This window comes from Nesterenkonia alkaliphila, assembly GCF_009758175.1.
Classification (GTDB): domain Bacteria; phylum Actinomycetota; class Actinomycetes; order Actinomycetales; family Micrococcaceae; genus Nesterenkonia; species Nesterenkonia alkaliphila.
In genome coordinates, this window is sequence record NZ_WRPM01000070.1 from 22076 (window position 1) to 40051 (window position 17976).

The 17976-nt window shown below is 61.1% G+C and carries 21 protein-coding genes; 9 read left to right on the top strand and 12 right to left on the bottom strand.

All coding sequences use genetic code 11. The features are described 5' to 3' along the window. The first annotated feature begins 286 nt into the window (after positions 1–286). A complete protein-coding gene (locus tag GNZ21_RS09900; RefSeq protein ID WP_157323845.1) occupies positions 287–802 on the top strand; it encodes a hypothetical protein in 516 nt (171 codons plus the stop codon). Between the two features lie 550 nt (positions 803–1352). Here GNZ21_RS09900 and GNZ21_RS09905 read toward each other — a convergent pair. The 3 genes from GNZ21_RS09905 to GNZ21_RS09915 all read right to left on the bottom strand — a co-directional run bounded on the left by GNZ21_RS09905 (position 1353) and on the right by GNZ21_RS09915 (position 3062). Next, positions 1353–1874, bottom strand: coding sequence for a hypothetical protein (locus GNZ21_RS09905; RefSeq protein ID WP_157323847.1), 522 nt, complete (start codon positions 1872–1874; stop codon positions 1353–1355). Positions 1875–2009: 135 nt separating this feature from the next. Next, positions 2010–2363 carry a DUF6221 family protein gene (locus GNZ21_RS09910; protein ID WP_157323849.1) on the bottom strand — a complete coding sequence of 118 codons (354 nt, stop codon included), beginning with the start codon at positions 2361–2363 and terminating at the stop codon, positions 2010–2012. Between the two features lie 27 nt (positions 2364–2390). Next, a complete protein-coding gene (locus tag GNZ21_RS09915) occupies positions 2391–3062 on the bottom strand; it encodes a hypothetical protein (protein ID WP_157323851.1) in 672 nt (223 codons plus the stop codon). A gap of 545 nt (positions 3063–3607) precedes the next feature. Here GNZ21_RS09915 and GNZ21_RS09920 point away from each other — a divergent pair. The 3 genes from GNZ21_RS09920 to GNZ21_RS09930 all read left to right on the top strand — a co-directional run bounded on the left by GNZ21_RS09920 (position 3608) and on the right by GNZ21_RS09930 (position 7371). Further along, positions 3608–3826, top strand: coding sequence for a helix-turn-helix domain-containing protein (locus GNZ21_RS09920; protein WP_157323853.1), 219 nt, complete (start codon positions 3608–3610; stop codon positions 3824–3826). Next, positions 3819–4466 (top strand): hypothetical protein, encoded by a 648-nt coding sequence (locus GNZ21_RS09925; protein WP_157323855.1) that lies wholly within the window; start codon positions 3819–3821, stop codon positions 4464–4466. Before GNZ21_RS09920 ends, GNZ21_RS09925 begins: the two co-directional genes overlap by 8 nt. Before the next feature lie 139 nt (positions 4467–4605). Further along, positions 4606–7371 (top strand): phage/plasmid primase, P4 family, encoded by a 2766-nt coding sequence (locus GNZ21_RS09930; RefSeq protein ID WP_157323857.1) that lies wholly within the window; start codon positions 4606–4608, stop codon positions 7369–7371. Between the two features lie 805 nt (positions 7372–8176). Here GNZ21_RS09930 and GNZ21_RS09935 read toward each other — a convergent pair. Beyond that, positions 8177–8986: an aminotransferase class IV family protein gene (locus GNZ21_RS09935; protein WP_157323859.1), complete on the bottom strand. Its 810-nt coding sequence runs from the start codon at positions 8984–8986 to the stop codon at positions 8177–8179. A gap of 91 nt (positions 8987–9077) precedes the next feature. Here GNZ21_RS09935 and GNZ21_RS16320 point away from each other — a divergent pair, with 91 nt between their 5' ends. Continuing rightward, positions 9078–9389: a MerR family transcriptional regulator gene (locus tag GNZ21_RS16320; RefSeq protein ID WP_462358805.1), complete on the top strand. Its 312-nt coding sequence runs from the start codon at positions 9078–9080 to the stop codon at positions 9387–9389. A gap of 40 nt (positions 9390–9429) precedes the next feature. Further along, complete coding sequence (locus tag GNZ21_RS09945; RefSeq protein ID WP_157323864.1) at positions 9430–10062, top strand: alpha/beta fold hydrolase; 633 nt, start codon at positions 9430–9432, stop codon at positions 10060–10062. 21 nt (positions 10063–10083) lie between these two features. Here the strand turns inward: GNZ21_RS09945 and GNZ21_RS09950 are convergent, their stop codons facing one another. The 4 genes from GNZ21_RS09950 to GNZ21_RS09965 form a co-directional block, all read right to left on the bottom strand. Further along, on the bottom strand, positions 10084–10743 hold the full coding sequence (locus GNZ21_RS09950; RefSeq protein WP_157323866.1) for a LysE family transporter: 660 nt from the start codon (positions 10741–10743) through the stop codon (positions 10084–10086). Between the two features lie 70 nt (positions 10744–10813). After that, positions 10814–11110, bottom strand: a complete 297-nt coding sequence (locus GNZ21_RS09955; RefSeq protein ID WP_157323868.1) for a helix-turn-helix domain-containing protein — start codon at positions 11108–11110, stop codon at positions 10814–10816. A gap of 46 nt (positions 11111–11156) precedes the next feature. After that, positions 11157–11489, bottom strand: coding sequence for an AraC family ligand binding domain-containing protein (locus GNZ21_RS09960; RefSeq protein ID WP_157323870.1), 333 nt, complete (start codon positions 11487–11489; stop codon positions 11157–11159). Positions 11490–11602: 113 nt separating this feature from the next. After that, a complete protein-coding gene (locus tag GNZ21_RS09965; RefSeq protein ID WP_157323872.1) occupies positions 11603–13396 on the bottom strand; it encodes a WYL domain-containing protein in 1794 nt (597 codons plus the stop codon). Between the two features lie 135 nt (positions 13397–13531). On the opposite strand from GNZ21_RS09965, the gene GNZ21_RS09970 reads away from it, so the two are divergent. After that, on the top strand, positions 13532–13933 hold the full coding sequence (locus tag GNZ21_RS09970; protein ID WP_157323874.1) for a VOC family protein: 402 nt from the start codon (positions 13532–13534) through the stop codon (positions 13931–13933). A 76-nt stretch (positions 13934–14009) separates the two neighbouring features. On the opposite strand, the gene GNZ21_RS09975 is transcribed toward GNZ21_RS09970, so the two are convergent. The 3 genes from GNZ21_RS09975 to GNZ21_RS09985 all read right to left on the bottom strand — a co-directional run bounded on the left by GNZ21_RS09975 (position 14010) and on the right by GNZ21_RS09985 (position 15822). After that, positions 14010–14216, bottom strand: coding sequence for a hypothetical protein (locus tag GNZ21_RS09975; protein ID WP_157323876.1), 207 nt, complete (start codon positions 14214–14216; stop codon positions 14010–14012). A gap of 34 nt (positions 14217–14250) precedes the next feature. Then, positions 14251–15273 (bottom strand): methyltransferase domain-containing protein, encoded by a 1023-nt coding sequence (locus GNZ21_RS09980; RefSeq protein WP_232532793.1) that lies wholly within the window; start codon positions 15271–15273, stop codon positions 14251–14253. A gap of 84 nt (positions 15274–15357) precedes the next feature. Then, positions 15358–15822, bottom strand: a complete 465-nt coding sequence (locus tag GNZ21_RS09985) for an NUDIX hydrolase (RefSeq protein ID WP_157323881.1) — start codon at positions 15820–15822, stop codon at positions 15358–15360. An 83-nt stretch (positions 15823–15905) separates the two neighbouring features. Between GNZ21_RS09985 and GNZ21_RS09990 the strand changes: the two genes are divergently transcribed. Beyond that, positions 15906–16388, top strand: coding sequence for a VOC family protein (locus GNZ21_RS09990; protein ID WP_157323884.1), 483 nt, complete (start codon positions 15906–15908; stop codon positions 16386–16388). 36 nt (positions 16389–16424) lie between these two features. Beyond that, positions 16425–17087, top strand: coding sequence for an HAD family hydrolase (locus GNZ21_RS09995; protein ID WP_157323886.1), 663 nt, complete (start codon positions 16425–16427; stop codon positions 17085–17087). A 34-nt stretch (positions 17088–17121) separates the two neighbouring features. Here the strand turns inward: GNZ21_RS09995 and GNZ21_RS10000 are convergent, their stop codons facing one another. Then, complete coding sequence (locus GNZ21_RS10000; protein ID WP_157323888.1) at positions 17122–17799, bottom strand: pyridoxamine 5'-phosphate oxidase family protein; 678 nt, start codon at positions 17797–17799, stop codon at positions 17122–17124. Positions 17800–17976: the final 177 nt, after the last annotated feature.

Here is a 17976-nt window from a genome sequence, read left to right on the forward strand (position 1 = left end):
AGGTGCTTCAGACTGCCACCTTTACGGAGCGATTCGTGCTCGTCATGCCTCCTCGACGGGCTCCTTCTCCAGGGGATCTCCTGCCTTACATTGCGGGCTGATCTGATCGCTTACCTCGTGTACATGGTGAGGTGCCGGGGTCAGGTGTTCTTGTCGCTCACCAAGGAAGGTCGGTGGCCAAGTTCGTGAGCGCCTGAAGGTGAGCGTCGGCTGGGAGTTGAGTCGGATTCGCGCGCGCAGAAACCGGCCTCAGGTTGGTCATAGTGTGCGTCGCTACAGTGGGGACATGACCGACGGGGCGATTGACTACGGCCGGTACGGAAAGCTGCTGGGGTTCAGTCTGCTGTGTTTTCTGGGTGCGATCGTGTTGGGTCTTGGCGGGATGCATGCCGGTATCGGTGCTCTTGATGAGATGTATCGCGCAGATCCGGAGATCGCTCATTATGGTGAAGGTGCTGGTCTGGCTGCAGCGATCGTGACGGTCTACGGGGTGATCCTCGGTGTAGCCGCAGCCTTGGCCTACGGTGTGGTGGCTATTGGGCTGAATATGCGCCGTCGATGGGGAGTGAGTCTGGGCACCGCTGGGGCGCTGGTGGGGTTCCTACTGATGATCTTTGCCGGCGGGTTCCTGAACACGGCGTTGTTCACTGTGCTGGGCGACCTCTACGGCAGCGATTACACCCCGGCCAGCACTTTCGGAGTGCTGCTGCTGACCGGTCTGACCGTTGCCGTACTTCTGGGGCACTGTGTCGTCAGTGTTCTGTGGTTGCGTGAAGAGACCCGGAGGCCACAACGCCGCTGAGAGCTCACGGCGAGTGGCTGCTTTTCAGTGCGGGAACGAGGGTGGGTGTCTCTCTTTTGTGAGGGGCTTTGTCCCCTCACTCTCCCGGTGGGGGTTGTCGGTGTATCTCCGCTGTCGCGGGGGCGGGCGCGCCTGCCGGCGCAAGGGCGGTGCGGCCCCTGTGATTCGCCGCAGGCACCTGCCCCGGTATTCGACTTCCGGGTTCTTACAGTGGTGGGTCCGAGATGACGGTGCCGGCATGACGCGGGTGTAGCTTTCGCGCTCCCGCGATAGCCCGCGGGGAATCACTCCTGCGACGATATTCCAACTCACCGTCGACCGGGAGTATCCAGCAGGACCGCAATCTGGTTAGGACTCATTCGCGGCCCTTCTTCCAGCAGGCTGCCTCTCAATACTGGCCCAACGCCATTCTGACCTTCTCCACCGGTTGGCGTTCCTAGAGGAGCCTCAGCCTCGGGGTCTAGTTGCATGAGGTCATTTGCCATACCAACCCTCATCGACCAGTACTCAGATGATATTCCGTTCAATGGCGCGATAGGTCGAAGCCGGTTCACTGATGGTGGATCAGGTTCCGGGCATAGAAATACTCGTCTTCTTCGATCCGGTGCAGAGCAATCATCTGCCGACGGGTGAAATCCGAGTTCAGCCCGGAAGCGATCCGAGAAGCCTGATCAGCGATGGCGTAGACATCGGGGAACCGACCGCACCAGGTCGCGATGATCCGGTGCCGTAGCGCCAGCCAGGAGAACAGGCGGTTTTTCTCCTCGAGGGTGATCGGGTCGCGTTTGACCTCCCCGAAGTCTCGTGTGGCCTTCATTACCGGGCCTGGATGGAGGATGTCGCGAAAAGCCTCTGAGTGACCAAATCTGTCCCCGTCCAGAGTCCGGTCCTCCATGCCATGCAGCTCCCGCCAGGGATCGGCCTCGGCCAAGGTCTCCAGAAGCAGCGCGTTGGCAGTGTCGAGGTACACGTGCGCCACGTCCTCTTCTACGTCGAGCAGTCCTGCGGTAGTGACACCGAGAAGCTGAGCCTGCACATGGCGGTTCAGGTGAAAGCGTCGGTCGTTGTCCATAACCAGAGAGTGTCCGGAACCGAGGCCACCTTGCGCTGATGGGAGGCAAGCCGCTGCACCTCTTCAGGGGAGCGTCGATCGCCGAGAGGCGACCCCTTTTTTCCTTTCCCAGAGCCCAGTGTGATCCCCGGGCGTTCAGCGCTCCTCTTCCCATTGCGGTAGGTAGTCCGGGTGGTCGGCATGGGCTGAGGCCAGCTCCAGCAGTACTGTCTCCATGTAGTCGGTCGCTGCGGCGTACTGCGGGGAGTCGTGGTGCTCGACCTCCAGGTAGGCCTCGATGATCCGCCGCTTGGCCACACACTCAGCCAGCACCCGCTGGTAGTCCACCGCGACAACGAGTCGGTCCCTGTCCTGGTCGGCCGGGGTCGCCCAGGTGCAGAACCTGGTCTCCTCTATCGGGGAGTCGTTTCTCACGAAGCCGGCAGTGGCTTCGTCCTCCTCGATCCGGGCGAGCAGGAACGCGACCAGCGGGTTATTGTTCTCGGTCACTGCTGTCTCCTTGGTCATTTTCTGCCTTCACTGCTTCTCGGGTCTGCCCGTGCCCCAGCTTTCGCCGCCGGCACGGGCGGTACGAACCGCTGAGACCCAGGCGTCGGCGTCGATGAGCTGCCGCTGAGCGCTTCTGCTTCCTTGCTCAGGGAACCGGCCGCCGGGCTCCCCCACTGATTCGACTCGGCTGAGATAGGGCTCCGTGGGAAAGACCGCTTGGTAGTGCTGATCCCAGGCTGCGGCGCTGATCACCTCAAACACGCGCTCACACCTGATCCTGCGGGCCTCCTCCACACTCATCGGCCACCACTCGATCCGCTCCAGGTCAGCGATCAGCTCCGCCTCGCTGGAGTACCGCTTGGACTCATCCGGCCGCTGAGCGATCGCCGCACCATAGTCCAACCGCCAGTGCTCACCCTCCTTGGTCAGTCTGGTCGGCGCGGTCCACGGGGTCTGGCGCGGCGGGTACATGCCCGGCCTGCGCTCTCTCAGATCGGCTGGAACAGTGTCGCCCCACTCCCGGGTTCCGCCGTAGCCCACCGGCGCTGTCGGTGGCCAGAACCACTCCAGGGGCTCCTCGTCGGCGACGTCGAGGTCGGTCACCGCCCAGCCCCGGGAGAGCAGCGTGGTCTCCACGTCGTCCTTCAACAGACGGATGGAGTCCTTGATGAACCGAATCTCCTTCTCGGGATCTTCCATGACCCCAGTCTCCCACCGGGCACTGACTTGGAAGACAGACACAGAAGTGTCTGCAGAACATGTCCGCATTCCTCCCAACACAGGAGAAGGAGGGGCCCATGGACGACATGCCAGCGCGGCCCCGGTGGACTATAAGTTCGGGCCCGTCTTCACCGACGAATGGCTACCCGGGCCAACCCAGCCTCTCCATCCCAGGACCGTGGCCCAGACATCCCATCGCTAAGAGGTACCCGAGTGGAGGTCATATCCTCCAACTCCCAGATACCCCTGGATCCCTCAGCGATGACAAATCAGACTCCGAGCACGTCGGCGGTCATGCGACACGCCGGCCCCCAAGACTCTTGACCCTGTCGATGGATGTCCATATAGTGGACGGCACGTTGATCGTCGAAGGGCATCGCGAGCCGACTACTATCGACGATCAACTGCGGGGTGACCCCCACGAACCGACTTCTCGACTCGACCCCACGAACTGATCTTCATACCCCGCGACCGTTCTTTGCGGTTTCGCCGCAAAGAGAAGATCAGAACGAAAGGTTCGTGGGATGCAGCGCCAAGCGTCTCCGCAAACACTCTTCACCGTGACCGAAGCGGCCACTGCCCTCGGTGTGAAGAAAGACTACATCTACGCCGTCATCCGAGACGGCGACCTCCCAGTCATCTACCTGGGCCGAGGCTCTCGGCCCGTCATGCGCGTGCGCCCATCCGACCTGCAGCGCTTTATTGACTCTCGTCGCCTCGAAGGTGGGGTGCGCGATGACTGAGGAAGCCGACGGGAGGCCTTTTGTCCAGAAGCCTGTCAACATCGTTCGTCCCATCAGTGATGCTGCGTACTTGCAGTTGGATGATGCTCTCCTCGACGCCGGGATAAGGAATGGGCGCATCCGGAATACGGTCTTCGATGTTCTGGCAGCCATCACTGATACCCATAGCCACGATGGCCCGGCAGCAAAGGTCCACCTCAGCGTGATCGGTGAATGCCTGAAGATCGAATACACAGGAATGACCTATCCGTCTCAGGACGAAGGTTTTCGATTGCTGACCCGGACAGTCGTCCGGTATGCCGTGGAAAACCCAATCGCAGGCGACGCTGACACGCGCTCCATGAAGGAGTGGCGACAAGGCCTAGAGATGGCGCTCTTCCACAAGATGTATGCCCTGATGGAGACAAAGCGCAGGATCGGGGCCGGCAGGTTTAACTACCGCTACGACGACGACTTGGAGGACGAGGACGAGCCGGAGGAGCAGGAAGCTCCGGACGGCCCGTCCACGGGAGCGCATGAGGATGCTCTTGTCACCGAGATACAGAACCTTCGTGACTCTGCAGTGGAAATCGAGGAGATCGCGAGTATCACAGGGGCCAGCCGTAAGGAGATCGAACGAGTGCTGGGACCTGCTTCGTGAAGCTCTTGAAAGCCGCCAGGCTTCCTTCGGTCGCGGGATCGCCGAAGACACCCGCAGTGCGATGCAATGACGTTCGCCGCGAGTGCCGATCCCAGCGTCAACGTCCCCTGTGAAAATGAGAAGCACAGAAAGGCCCTGCATGGACGAGCAGCAACAAGCTCTCCGAGACACAGCATATGAACTGGTCGCCGCCGGGTTTCGGATCCTTCCTCTCGGTAAGGACAAAATGCCCCTGACGCCATGGTCAGACGCCAAGTACAAGTTTGAGGGCGACGAGACCATTGAGTTGTGGTTCGGTGAGGACCAGCAGGATGATGATTGGCTCTCTGGGCGTCACCCGGAATCGTCAGGGCCGGCGCAGGGCATCGCGATCGTCACGGGGGAACCCTCAGGGTTCGTTGAGATGTGGGAGCTGGAAGGCCCACACCGGGATAAAGTCTCAGAGCTCAACAGGCTTGCCCAGGAGCACGGCGAGCGAACGGAAGATGTCTGGCGACGCATCCGGTCCGGCTGGATGGAGCAGAGTCCTTCGGGCGGATATCACTGGATGGTCAGGCTCACCGATTGCGAGGAGATGCCGCGCAGCGAAAGCCTGGCGGAGGACCCAGAGCATAAGAAAGTTCAAGTCGCTGAGGTCAAGGCTGCCAAGGCGAACACGGCCATGGCTCCTAGCTATGGGCACGCCCACTCGACGGGCAAGCCTTATAAGACGCTGACAGGCGGGCCGGATACCATCGCCGAAATAACGATGGAGGAGAGGCGCCTTCTTCGCGCCCTCTTCCAGAAACTCGATCGCCGCCCGGCCAAACCCAAGCGTGAGGTGGGGTTTCAAGTAGCTCGTGAGAGAAACGTCGGTGACCCAGAGTTGCCTGGCGATGACTATAACCAGCGTGCCGACTGGCAGGAGATCTTGGATGCCGATGGGTGGGAATATGTGCGTTCCACCGGCAATGAGGATCATTGGCGACGTCCTGGAGCTTCCACCAATGGTGTCGACGCTGCGGTCTACACGCACCCGGACAAATACGACGAAGAGAAAACCTTCTCACTTCTGTATGTGCCCTCAGGAGGGGCGCTGTCCCAGTTTGGCCTGCCTACCGAGGACGGGAAGGGGCAGGAAAAGACAACCTATACAAAGTTTGAATACTATGTGTTTTCTCGCCACAGCGGGGACTTCTCCGCTGCGGCGAAAGCACTCAGTGAGCTCGGGTACGGCGAACGCAAGAAGGCTGCTTCCGCATCCCGTGTGGAGTACCCTGTGGCCTCTCCGCAGGGCGCGGCGACAGGTACTGACGGTGTCGTCATTGACCTGGCTGCCAAACGAGCAGAGAAAGACTCCGTGCCGGGGCAGCAAACCAACGGGGCAACTCTGGAGCGGACTGACGATGCAAATGCCAACCGTTTCGCCTCCGATCATTGTGAGGTCATCCGTTTCTCCCCCGCCCACGGGGCATGGGTGCACTGGAACGGCGTGCGATGGGTTCCTCAGCCTGGCAAAGGCGGGATCGAGCGCGAGCTTGCCAAACAGACTGCCCGAGCACTGCCCACAGAGGAGTTCGACAACCAAGGCAAACCTGACCAGAGCGCCTCCAACGCTCTCGCCGCGCACAAAAAGTATTCACTGTCGCGCCAAGGGATCAACAACATGCTCTCCATGGCCAACAGTTTGCCGCAGCTTCGAGTCGATGACGACAGGTTCGACAACCATCCCTGGGAGCTCAACACCCCCGGTGGAATACTGGATCTACGGACAGGACAGCTGCTGCCTCATGATCCCACCAAGATGCACGTAAAGATTGCAGGCGTCACTCCTGACTTTGAGGCAGACCGCACTCTCTGGGAGAACTTCCTGCACACCTCAGTCCCAGACCCAGAGGTGCGCAGGTACCTCAAGCGGCTGGTCGGCCTGACCCTTATCGGCGAAGTCCGAGAGCACCTCATCGTCTTCATCACAGGACGGTCCGGACGTGGAAAATCCACCTTCGTGGAATCCATCATGACGACCATGGGTGACTATGCAGCAGTTGTCCCCGACGGCATCCTCCTGGAGACCAAGGGCTCAGACGATGAGGAGACCAAGGCGGTGGCACTCAAGGGCACCCGTTTAGCCCTGATTGATGAGGTCAAGGCCACCGACCGCCTCAACGAGAAACGTGTAAAGAAGTTCTCGGGCGGAAACACCCTCTCAGCACGGCACCTGTATCAAGAGCATCACAACTTCACCCCGAGTCACACACACTTCCTTGTCGGCAACCATCGCCCCGGCTTCGACGGCAGCGACGACGCGATGCTTCGAAGGTTGAGGACAATCCCCTTCGACGAGGACATCCCCGATGAGCAGAAGATCCCCAACCTTAAGGAGAAAATCTTCGGCAATCTGCCGGCTGTCCTCGCATGGGCAGCTGAGGGAGCAGTGGAATATCACAAGGAAGGGCTCGGAGAAATACCGGACCTTGTCAAAGCCACAACCTCCGACTACGCCGAAGAATCCAACCCGGTGGGCCAGTTCCTCGAGGAGCGTTGCAAGCTCGCTGACGGTGAAACAGTCCTCGTCTCCGAATTCCGGGACGCATACGAGATGTGGTGCCAACAGCGCCAACTGCGGCCTCTCGGCGATAAGCGGATGGCCGACGCATTGGAGCGCCACGGGATCAAAGTCGGGAGCAAAGCACCCAGGACCGCTCAGGGAAGACTCTATGGCGGCGTGAAACTACTCTCCTATGAGGAACGCAAAGCCCAGGCCGCACAGCACAACCAGGAGCTGGGTTACGACGAGGACCCGCTCACCACACCCCGGCAGTCCAATTCCAAGAAGACGGCTGAGCAGCAACGGAAAAACGGCTCGCCGAAACCGCGCAAACCACATCGTCGCCCACCTCGTCGAACCCCTCCACGTCGCAGCTGAGCTGCATCCCGGCGCATAATACCTGACCCCATGGGCGCCGGAATACCGGGGCTCCCCAAGTAGCGCTCTGCTAAAGGTCAGGGGTTGCTCACTGCGTTGAAGCTCCCGGGCGCCCTGTAGGAGCGAACGAGCGCGGAGTAAACCCTACCCGTCGTGATACTCAAGAACACCTGGAGTGTGCACTCTCGTCGAGGGCCCCGAAATGCTCCTCAATGTCTGTTGTACCGCCGCCACTGATGAGTGAAGCCTCTGCAGCCGCCGGAGTGACGGGATAGAGGTCAACTGACAGATCTGGAGGGCGTCCCACCGCTGGTCTCCCCATGAAGTGGCATGGGTTGCCTCCTACCCACTTCCAAAAGACGCCCGGCAAGAGGATGAAGCCTCCCGAGGAAAGCAGCTTTGGGGAAATGCGGTACCGGTGTGACACAGCACCGGCCGCATGACGCTCCATCTGCAGACATGTCACAGAACATGTCATCACACTGAATCCCCGTCATCACGGGGAAGGCCACCTACTCGCTACCTCTTCATGACACTTGTGACACTTTTTCTCAAAAGTAGTGAATAAGAGGGGTTAAAGGATCTGCCTTCCAGGTGCCCGGGGTCGTTAGTCAGCAGAGGTTCTCTGACACAACGTCACATGTGTCATGCCTGTCACCGGAAAAGGCATATGTGCCCTGGAACCCTCGCATCCTCAGGATGTTCGTGCTCAGGGGCCTTTTCAGCGAGGATCGACCGACGGCGCCCTCACCCTGAGGTGAGTGCTTGGCTGCAAGAAACTCTGTGGGGCTAGAGGAGGAACCCGTCAGCGCAGTAGAGCGGTCCCTACTTCGTTGGCGTAGGCCCGGTGCAATACCTCCACGAATCGGGAACTACTCGCAAGTCCGTGTTCGCCAATACGCGTGACATCGATCCCTGGGGTCCAGGAGTTCATTACCACTGCGGAGAGCTCATTAGTGAGCATGTCCTCAGTGACAGGCACCGTGCGTTGGGGGATCTGTAGTGCTTCAAGCTGCCGGGAGAGGATCTGCATCGTGACCCCGGGCAGGATGCTGGCTTGGGGCCAGATCACGGATTCGCCGTCCCAGAATGCGAGGTTCCAGATCGTTGCTTCGCTGATCCTGCCACTGTTGTCCCTGAACGCTGCATCGTCGAACCCTTTCGCGTTGGCTTTGCGCAGGTAGTGAGTCTTCGCGACTTCACCGACGTGCTTCACCGTAGGCAAGTCGCGCTGGTGGCCCACCAGGTCCAAAGCCAAAGGGCCGGCAGGTGGCTCAGCGGCAGGCATCAGTTTGATGAGGACATTGAGGTCCAGTGGTCCGGGCGCGGGCATGAACTCCCCAGGCTCGGAGGTGATGAAACACATCAGGGAAGCATCAGCTGGTCCTTGGGTGGCTGCGTTCTGCAAGTATCGAAGAATCTGCTCGTCTGGAAGATGCGTGCCGAAGAGTTGTGTGCTGGCCTCTCTTAGCCGTTTCAGGTGCAGGTCCAGTCCCTTCACTGCGTGGTCCCTGATCTGCATGGCGGTGAAATGGGCGTAGCCGGCGAAAGCCAGGGGAGAGAGGTCTTCGACGGTAGCGGTACGGTCATTGAAGAAGGTCTGAGAAATTGTCATGAGGCAAAGCTAGGAGTTGACACTAGTGTCAAAGGCAAGCGCCCCAGAGAAGGCGCCGTGGCGTATCGGAGAACTCGCTGAGCAGACGGGAGTGAGCACTCGAAGTCTTCGGCACTACGAGAATCAAGGCCTGATCATCGCTCAGAGGTCTTCTACTGGGCAGCGGATGTTCTCTGCCTCTGCCGCCCAGCAGGTCCGCCATATCAGAATGTTGCTCGATGCTGGGCTGCCTACACAAGTCATCGCAGAACTCATGGATTGCATCCGCGACCCTGGTCGTCTGGATCCCTGTGCTGTCCCAACGTTGGTAGAACACCTCCAGGACTACGACCGCCGGCTAGCCGAACTCGAAACCACGCGGGTGACCCTGCAGGGACTCATTGATTCTTCTCAACCAGGGTGAGCGCCCCTGGTGGTGGCTTTCCTCATGCAAGAATCATCAGGTGGGCAATCTGATCGTCTTCCTCGCCGGAGCAGGGCAAGCCAGCTCTGCATGGAATGAGCAGGTTCGGCGTCTTCCCGAGTATCAGAGCCTGGCGCTGGCAGCTACTGACCTAACCGAAGGCCCCTTCAGTATGGATGCCGCGGTCGAGGGTCTGCAGCGGCAGATCCTCGAAACCGGTGCTGAGTCTGTGACGCTCATCGGGTTATCCCTGGGCGGGATGATCGCCACCCGGTACGCCGCAACACATCCTGAGATGCTCGCCGGGCTGCTGCTCAGCGGTAGCCAGATCCGCCCCAATCCCACGCTGATGAGCATCCAACGAGGCATCATGCGTCTGATCCCCGCGCGTATGCTGCCCCTGCCCCAGGGACTCGATAAACCGGCATTCCTGCAGCTGCTCGATGCCGCAGGGCACACAGACCTCAGCGACGACCTATCCGGCATCGAGGCGCCCACGCTGGTGCTATGCGGAACCAAAGACCGGGCTAACCTCGGAGCCGCGAAACAACTCGCCCGACAGATTCCCGAGGCTGAACTGCGCCTGATCACCGGAGGCGGGCACGAACTGGCTACTGACGCCCCGGATGAGTTCGCCGATGCGGTGAGCACCCTACTGAACCGCCAGGAATGAACCAATCGCCTCAGAGGTCGTTCATGTCCCGAAGGTCTGGAGGGCTAGGGCTATGGCCATGATGATCAGCGCTGCACCGGCTCCGCCTTCGACGATCCTGGTCCACCGCTGGCTCATCGCCCGGCGGAGCCCTGCGATGAGGCCTGCGCAGATGAAACACCACAGCAGGGAGGAGACCATGAACGCGGCGAAGAAGACCAGCAGCGAACCCAAGGGAGCACCTTCCCCCAGCGCTCCACCGACCGCACCACCTGCACCGCCCCAGTAGACCACGTTCCATACACTGCCCAGCGACATCAGGGCCCCGGCCACCAGCGGGCCACGCAGCGTGCTGGTATTACCGGGCCGCGTGTCCTGCGCTGGCACCTCGGAGGGCGTCTCGACGGGTGCGGCACCGGGCCTGACCGCGGCATAGGTGCCCTGTGCCCCGAGGAAGAGCAGCACCAGGCAGCCGGCCAGGGTGATCGGGATGTGCCACTGGGGCTGGGTCAGCAGGGCGGCCGCCCCAGCCAGCCCGAGCACGGCCCATACGGCATCGCCGACCAATGAGCCGACCTGGACCGCGAAGGCAGGGCGGAACCCGCCGCGGACCCCTCGCCGCAGTGATTCTGTGAAGACTGGGCCGGGTGCGGCGTTGAACACCAGGCCCAGCCACAAACCGGTGAGAACAATTTGGATCATCCCACCACAGTGCCTGCTGCCCGCCGGACGGGTCTTGAACGATTCCGACCTCGTCCGGCCTGATGCGGAGCTAGGGCCATTGCCGCCGGAGCTGGCCGGGCGTCTGGGCGTAGGCGGCCCGGAAGTGCCGGTGGAAGTGCGCCTGGTCGCTGAAGCCCAGTTCGGCAGCGACCACCCCTGGCCGGTGCCCGGCCTTCAGACGGCGCCGGCCCTCCCGCAGGCGCAGCTGAAGATGCCACGCGTATGGGGTCACCCCCATGGCTTTGACGAAGGCGCGGATGAAGTGGTCCGGACTCAGTGAGACCGCTGTGGCCAGCTCCGGGACCCGTACCGGGGTGGCCAAGTCATCGCGCATCTGCTGCAGCACCGGAGCCAGGCAGGACAGATCCGGTTGGGAGGACAGGGACGGGGGATTACCGGTGCCCTGTCTGCTGAGTCCCAGAGCTTCGCCGACGACCCATAGGGTAATCTGCTCGGCCTCCTGGGCATACCTTGGCTATGGCAGCCCTGCGCAGCGCCCCAGCCAGCCCGGGACCGGCCACTGCGGCGCGGTGAGCCTCCACCGGATCCCCGCCGGTCACAGCCGCAGCCGTCTCGGGACTGATGTGGATGCTGAAGCACTCCCACGGGCTGTCTTCTTGTGTCTCGGCCCAGGAGGCCTGCACCTGACCAGGGTTGTAGACCGTAATCTCATCCGGCCCCACGGTGAATCTCTTGCCGTCGAGGATGACGTGCTCGGCGTTCACGTTCGGGCTATTTACCGAGATGACGAACTCGTCATGGGAATGCGCCGGGAACCGGCCACGCTCCGGGCGCAGCCGCTCAGCTGTGAGGCTTTCTACGGGGTACAGGGCGGGGCCTAGTCTTTTCGGAACTTCAGGAGGATAGTGCCGAAGTGTGTGTCCATCCACTGCGCCCGCTCGGGGCTCTTCTGGCGCAGTTCTTCGGTGGGCTCTGGTTCATCAAGCTCGACCAATGTGAGCCCGGCGTTGAGGACCGGCTGAATCTTGTCTGTGATGGTTTCTGTCCGGTGAGTCACCGTCCCCTGGCCCCATGTTGCCGGGTAACTGAACAGGCTGGTGTCTCGGTAGGCCACACCCAGCGGGACGTTCTCTGCCTCGGCGCGTGCGACAGCGAACCGGAACGGGTGCGACGTCGCCACGATCAGCTCTCCACCTGGGTTCAGGCGGGCTGCAACCTGCCGGTAGAGGTCGGCCGGGTCACGGGCATAGTCGGTTGCTTGAAAGATGAGCACCAGATCGAATGTCTGATCTCCAACGAGTTCGGCGGTATCGGAGATGTCCCCGACGACGAAACGCATATCGAGGCCCTCAGGAACTTCGACAAAGGCGTTGACGACATCTACCCCGACTGCGCTGTGCGCTCCATCCTGAAGCAGGGACATGGTTTTAGCACCATTGCCGCAACCCAGGTCAAGAATCTGCAACCCTGTGACATCGCCGATCATGCGCCGCTGAGCGGGCCACTCGATGAGCGTATCCAGCGACACCTCGCTAGACCGGACAGTTTCGTAGTCTTCAGCGATCTGCTGCCAGGTTTCTTCGCTCATGTCATCGACTCTACCGAGGTGCACGTGCGAACGTGTACGAGCGTCATACTCGGTGCAGTCCACGCTTTCATTCACGCTGCCGGTGGTTTCTAGGCCAGAACCCTCTCCCACGTGAGAAGGACTCAAACGTCGAGCAAGACCCGCCGCCCGGCGATAAAGAGACTCCCTTAGCGTCCTGGGGCCGAGGATCTCCCACTCTGAGTTCAGCTGCCAGAGTGCCCACTCGGCGTGGCGGGCGTCCTGGAAGTCTGCCTGGGCCCGAACCCAGCCGTCAGCGTCGTCCTTCATACGGAGTGCCAGTGCGGTACCGGTGAGCTCTTCGACGCCAGGCGGGCTGATGCGCAGCTGGACGGTGATCTGGTTCTCGCCGTGGCGGAAGCGCCGGCTGCGCTGCTTCCACAGCTCATCCAGATCGATGTCGTCGGGAAGCTCAGCCGGTTGGTCGCTGTGTTCGGCTTGTCTGATCCGCGAGAGCCGGTAGGTGCGGTCTTCCCCGTCGCGGAGCGCCAATAGGTAGCCGAGACCGGCCGCACTGACCAGCCCGATCGGGTCGATGGTGCGCCAGGAAGGTTCGGCTCCCGGGGCTGCGTATCGTATGCGGACTTTGTGCTTGTTCAGCACTGCTGATCTGATGGTGGTCACCACCTCAGCGTCGATGTCCTCGTGGGTGTGCAGGGGTCGGGCGAGAAGGTCTGCTTCTGGTTCGATGAGGAAACGCTCCGCTACCCCGGCAGCGGTGTCACGGTGGGTGCCGGGGAGGGCGTCGATGACTTTGAGCATCGCAGAAGCCAGCGGCGCCCCCAGCCCGAAAGCACCTGCCTTCAGCCGTGACCCAGCCACCAGGAGTGCTAATGCTTCTTCATGATTGAGCCCGGTCAGGTCTGTGGTGAAGTCAGGCAGCAATGAGAACCCGCCGTGACGACCACGCTCGGCATAGACGGGGATCCCCGCACTGGAGAGCGCGTCGATGTCCCTGAGCACGGTGCGGGTGGAGACCTCGAGTTCCTTCGCAATGGCTGCAGCGCTTAGCCGGCCGCGCTGACGTAGCAGCAGAACCAGGGAAACCAACCGATCAGCGCGCATATCAGAACTCTACTCAGATACATGACAAGAGGTGTCATATAAGGCTGGGAGGCTCTTTCTGCGGCACTGAGACAGCCTGTAGCGCTAAGACAGCTCAGGGTCGCGGCACTGTTCATTTCAATGAAGGAGTCCCAGATGGGGTCTGTTCTGAACCCGTACATCATGTTCAACGGCAACGCCCGGGAGGCGATGGAGTTCTACCGTGAAGTCTTCGGCGGGGAGCTGGAGATCGGAACCGTGGCAGATTTCGGCTCACCGGATTCCCCGGAGGCTGAGAAGGTCATGCATGCCCGGCTGCAGACCCCAGATGGGTTCCTCCTCAACGCCTGGGATGCCCCTGCCGGAATGCCCTATCACCCGGGGAACAACGTGGCGATCTACCTCGGGGGCAACGACGAGACCCTGGGCGATCATTTCACCAAACTCTCCGCCGGTGGAACCGTGACTATGCCGCTGGAGACCCAGTCATGGGGCGATGAAGCAGGGTCGCTGACAGACCAATTCGGCACCCACTGGATGGTCAACATCACCCACTGAGCATTCCCCGTTATGAGGCAGATGAAGGGAGGCGAAGCCAGCCCCACCGCAGTGCTTCGCCTCCCGGGCCCTGCTGTCAGTCAGCGGGTCTTGCCTCCAGATCGAGCATCTCCGCGCTGAGCTGCCAGTGGCGGTTCACGGTCTCCGGGTTCCCGGCGGCGCGGGCAGTACGGGCCAGTCGCCGGTTCGAGCCGTAGAACTCTCCTGAGGCCCAGTCGACGCCGGGTTCGCCGAGGATGAAGTGGACCAGGTTCGCCCCGCCCTTCTGCGGGGAGGTGAGCAATCGCCACAGCCGTGACTGGGTGAAGACAGCAACTTTAGAGCGCCGCAGTGAACCACGATCGGAGTAGATTCTTCGTCTCTGGGGTGGCGTTGGTGGAGTCTACTTGCTCTGATGAGATCCATCGGTAGGAGGTGTGCTCCTCAGAGAGCTTCACCTGCCTACCTGTCAGTGGCACTGAGACGGTGAACTGTCGGGTTCGGCGTCCGGACCGGGACTCATAGTCGAACCATTCCAGGAAACCCGGGTCAACATGTTCAGCGGCGAAGCCAACCTCTTCAGTCAGCTCACGGTTCAACGCTTCTGAGAGCCCCTCCCCGGAGTCCACGCCTCCTGAGGGAACTTCTTCAAGCCCCGGAAGAAAATCATCACTCAAACTGCGCGTGACCACCAGCACGCGCCCCACGTCGTGGATGACGGCACCGACAACGAATTTCTCGATGCCTTCAGCCTCTGCCGCGGTTCGAAGTTCCTCACTCAGGACCATGCCTTCGCTCCTTTGATCTGATGGTTGGTTTGAAACCGGCAGTTCTTCTCGAGGGGTTTTCCTCGCCCACAATGCTCCGTGGGGCCGGCTGCCCAGATCATGACGAGTCTGGACTCTCACCACTGATAGTCCTCTCTGCGAAAGCTCATCTCGCAGTTCATCTGGCGGCCAGAAGTAGGCCGGGGCGATCGCGTGGTTGAACTTCTCAATATCCTCGCCGCTGAAGAACCCCATCAGCAGCGAACCGCCAGGCTGCAGGCACCTGACGAACTCATCCAGAACGGCAGGCATCTCTGTTGGTGGGATATGGATAGTCGAGTACCAAGCCAAGATGCCGCCGAGCTGCATGTCCTCAAACGGCAGGCTCGCGAAGTCACCCACTTCGAAGGGCGTGGACGGAAACCGCTCTTTGGCGGACTCAACGAACTCTTCGACCATGTCGATCCCGACGACGTCCACACCGCTCTCGTACAGCAGCTGTGTCCAGTGCCCTGGCCCGCATCCGGCATCAACCACACGACCGGTGAGGGACTCAGCCCACTCAGAGATCAACTGCCGATCATTGGAAGCCATGACATCCAGGGACCCCAGGGCCTGAACGTACTCTCCAGCGCGACGCTGGTAGGCGGAGCGAACCCCTTCCCTCACCGCGCAGACCTAGAGGTCCAGGAGATGTTCACGGGCGAAAGCCCTCACACTGTCCGTGGTGGTCAGCTGCTCTAGCTGGTAGCGGGTGAACCAGCCGACGTCGTCGACCTCCTGCTCCTGGGCGGTCAGGGGTGCGGTGTCGTCGGCTTCGAGCAGGTACATCATGTCCATGTGGATGTGCTCGATGTCCTTATGCGATTCCGGGATCAGCTGGGCAGCCATCGCGAAGGGGGTGGGCAGCTGGGATTCGGTAGTGCCGTTGAGCCCCATCTCCAGCGGATTATGCCCTGAATGGCGGACATGGATGCCAGTCTCTTCAAAAACTTCCCGCAATGCAGTGTCCGAGGGGAACTCATCGGGATCAACGTGGCCTCCAGGTGGCAGCCAGCGCTGCAGGCCCTGGTGGAAGATCATCAGCATCCGCGTCCGGTCCAGGTTGACCACGTATCCGGTGGCGGTGAACTGCTTCTTCATTCCGGTTGCGTACTCGATCAGCGCCACGCTGGTTCTGCCCCTATCCCTTGGTCTCCGATTCGCCCCATGTAGCGTATCTGCTTGTGAATATCGCACAGCTCTACGACACCGCCATCGCCGACGCCGATTCCTTGATCGACCGCCTGGGGGTGCGAGATGAGCTGGTGCAGAATGACACCCTGTGCCTACAGGTGCCCAGTAACGAGCGCTATGACCAGGTCAAGACGGAACTCTCGGAACTGGGTGAGCTGATCAGCGAGAGCGAGGTCAACGGACGCCTGATCGCCGTCTTCGAGCTGCACCGCCGGCTGAAGTCATCTGGCTGGTCGGTGAGTTTCGTGGAGCTGCCCCAACCCAAGACCGGAGCTGAGATTGAGGGCGTGCGGCATCTGCAGTTCGTGGTGCGCACCGGGATCGAGAGCTTCCGGGCTAAGTTCCCGCAGCTGGGCTTCGATGACAGGGGAAATGCGCGTAACCGTCTGCTCGAAATCGCCGACGACGCCGCCGTGGTGCGTTTCCACGACAAGAACATGGGCGCGGTCATCGCCCTGGAGACGATGGACTAAACCCTCACCAGATCACTCAGCGACAAAGGAGCGCCCATGCCACTGAGACCCCGTTTCGATGCCATGTTGTTTGACTGTGATGGAGTGCTGGTGGACTCCGAACCCATCGTCAATCAGGTGCTCCGGGACGAGGTCGCTGCATTTGGCTGGGAGATGAGCATCGAGCAGTGCATCCAGACCTTCGTCGGCGCCTCGCTGGAAGGAGTCCAGGCACGGGTGGAACAGCACACTGGCCGCAGCGTAGGCCAAGGGTGGGTGGATGAGTTCACCCGCCGCCGTGACGCTGCCCTGCGCGAGCAGCTTCAACTGATTCCCGGCGCGGCCGAACTTGTCGCAGCCGCCGATGAGGCCTTCGAAGGACGGATCGCCTGCGCTTCGAACTCAGAGCGAGCCAAAGTCGAACTCCAACTGGAGAAGACAGGACTGCTTGCACATTTCACCGGCAAGATCTTCAGCGCAGCAGAGACCGGACCGGCAAAACCCTCACCTGCGGTCTACCTGGCCGCCGCAGAGTCAATGGGGCCGGCAGCGCAGCGACCGCTCGTTCTAGAGGACTCACCCTCGGGTGTCAGAGCCGGCAAAGCCGCCAACGCTTATGTGGTGGCCCTGGCCGCTACCGTCAATCCGGAGGCGCTCGTGGGTGCAGGAGCGGACGTAGTGGTGGATTCACTCTCCGAGGTCAGAGACCTAATAGGCTGAACAGGTCGGCACCTTTCTTTCGTGCTACGTTCCCCTAGGACGCAGAGCGTACGTGGAGGCGGTCTCTCAGTGTGCTCACCGAGGGCGGTAGGGGGACCCCACTGTTCGTGGCTGGGGAGGTTTCGGGTTCGCCGGCGACTGTGGTCAAAGGTAGGACCCCGGCCCAGATGGAGGGATCATCGCCTGGTTCATCCGCGCTGGAGGCGCTGTTGTCTTTCACACTGGCTTTCTCCAGCGGGATCCGCAGCACCATGGTGGCAGCCAGTTCCTTCTTGGTCATCGGACGGACTTCCTGAGCGCGTCCCGGCATCAGGTGCTCGGCCAGTGTCAGCAGCGCAGCTTCTTTCTCTTCTGTTGGCACAGGTGTGGCTTGTCCGTAGATCACCGCTGCGCGATAGCGCATTGAACTGTCGAAAAGCGATCGCGCATAGACAATGCCTTCCAAGAGGGTGACATTGACACAAACCTCTGTGCCGGTGGCGATCTCTCGGAAGAACCTGCTTCCGGTGGAGCCGTGAATCAACAGCGAGTCGCCCTCCCGGGCAAAACCGACGGGTAAGGCCATGGGGGTTCCATCACGGGTGATGGAAACATGCGCGACAAGCGCCTGGTCTAGCAACGCATAGAGATCTGCTCGCTCGGTGTTCTGGTAGTGCGGCATACGACCGATGCGGGTCTGGTCATCGACAGGCAACTTTGGGAGTTCTGGCATGTCTTCGATGATCAGCCATCATCTGGTTCACTGAGTAGGCCAGTTTCTTACAAAATCATTAGACCAGTGAAGGTGCCGTCAATGAAGGTCGAGCTTGCGATCACCCTGGACTGTTGTAAGCGGCCATGAAAAACTGCCCATAGGCGGCCACGGAACTGCCCACTGACGGCCAGTAGA

Coding starts and splice junctions, on each gene's coding strand:
- GNZ21_RS09935 (WP_157323859.1), bottom strand. CDS start 8,986: ATGACAATTTCTCAGACCTTCTTCAATGACCGTACCGCTACCGTCGAA.
- GNZ21_RS09905 (WP_157323847.1), bottom strand. CDS start 1,874: ATGGACAACGACCGACGCTTTCACCTGAACCGCCATGTGCAGGCTCAG.
- GNZ21_RS09965 (WP_157323872.1), bottom strand. CDS start 13,396: ATGCGCGCTGATCGGTTGGTTTCCCTGGTTCTGCTGCTACGTCAGCGC.
- GNZ21_RS09925 (WP_157323855.1), top strand. CDS start 3,819: ATGACTGAGGAAGCCGACGGGAGGCCTTTTGTCCAGAAGCCTGTCAAC.
- GNZ21_RS09985 (WP_157323881.1), bottom strand. CDS start 15,822: ATGAAGAAGCAGTTCACCGCCACCGGATACGTGGTCAACCTGGACCGG.
- GNZ21_RS09970 (WP_157323874.1), top strand. CDS start 13,532: ATGGGGTCTGTTCTGAACCCGTACATCATGTTCAACGGCAACGCCCGG.
- GNZ21_RS09915 (WP_157323851.1), bottom strand. CDS start 3,062: ATGGAAGATCCCGAGAAGGAGATTCGGTTCATCAAGGACTCCATCCGT.
- GNZ21_RS09980 (WP_232532793.1), bottom strand. CDS start 15,273: ATGGCTTCCAATGATCGGCAGTTGATCTCTGAGTGGGCTGAGTCCCTC.
- GNZ21_RS10000 (WP_157323888.1), bottom strand. CDS start 17,799: ATGCCAGAACTCCCAAAGTTGCCTGTCGATGACCAGACCCGCATCGGT.
- GNZ21_RS09950 (WP_157323866.1), bottom strand. CDS start 10,743: ATGATCCAAATTGTTCTCACCGGTTTGTGGCTGGGCCTGGTGTTCAAC.
- GNZ21_RS09930 (WP_157323857.1), top strand. CDS start 4,606: ATGGACGAGCAGCAACAAGCTCTCCGAGACACAGCATATGAACTGGTC.
- GNZ21_RS09920 (WP_157323853.1), top strand. CDS start 3,608: ATGCAGCGCCAAGCGTCTCCGCAAACACTCTTCACCGTGACCGAAGCG.
- GNZ21_RS09900 (WP_157323845.1), top strand. CDS start 287: ATGACCGACGGGGCGATTGACTACGGCCGGTACGGAAAGCTGCTGGGG.
- GNZ21_RS09995 (WP_157323886.1), top strand. CDS start 16,425: ATGCCACTGAGACCCCGTTTCGATGCCATGTTGTTTGACTGTGATGGA.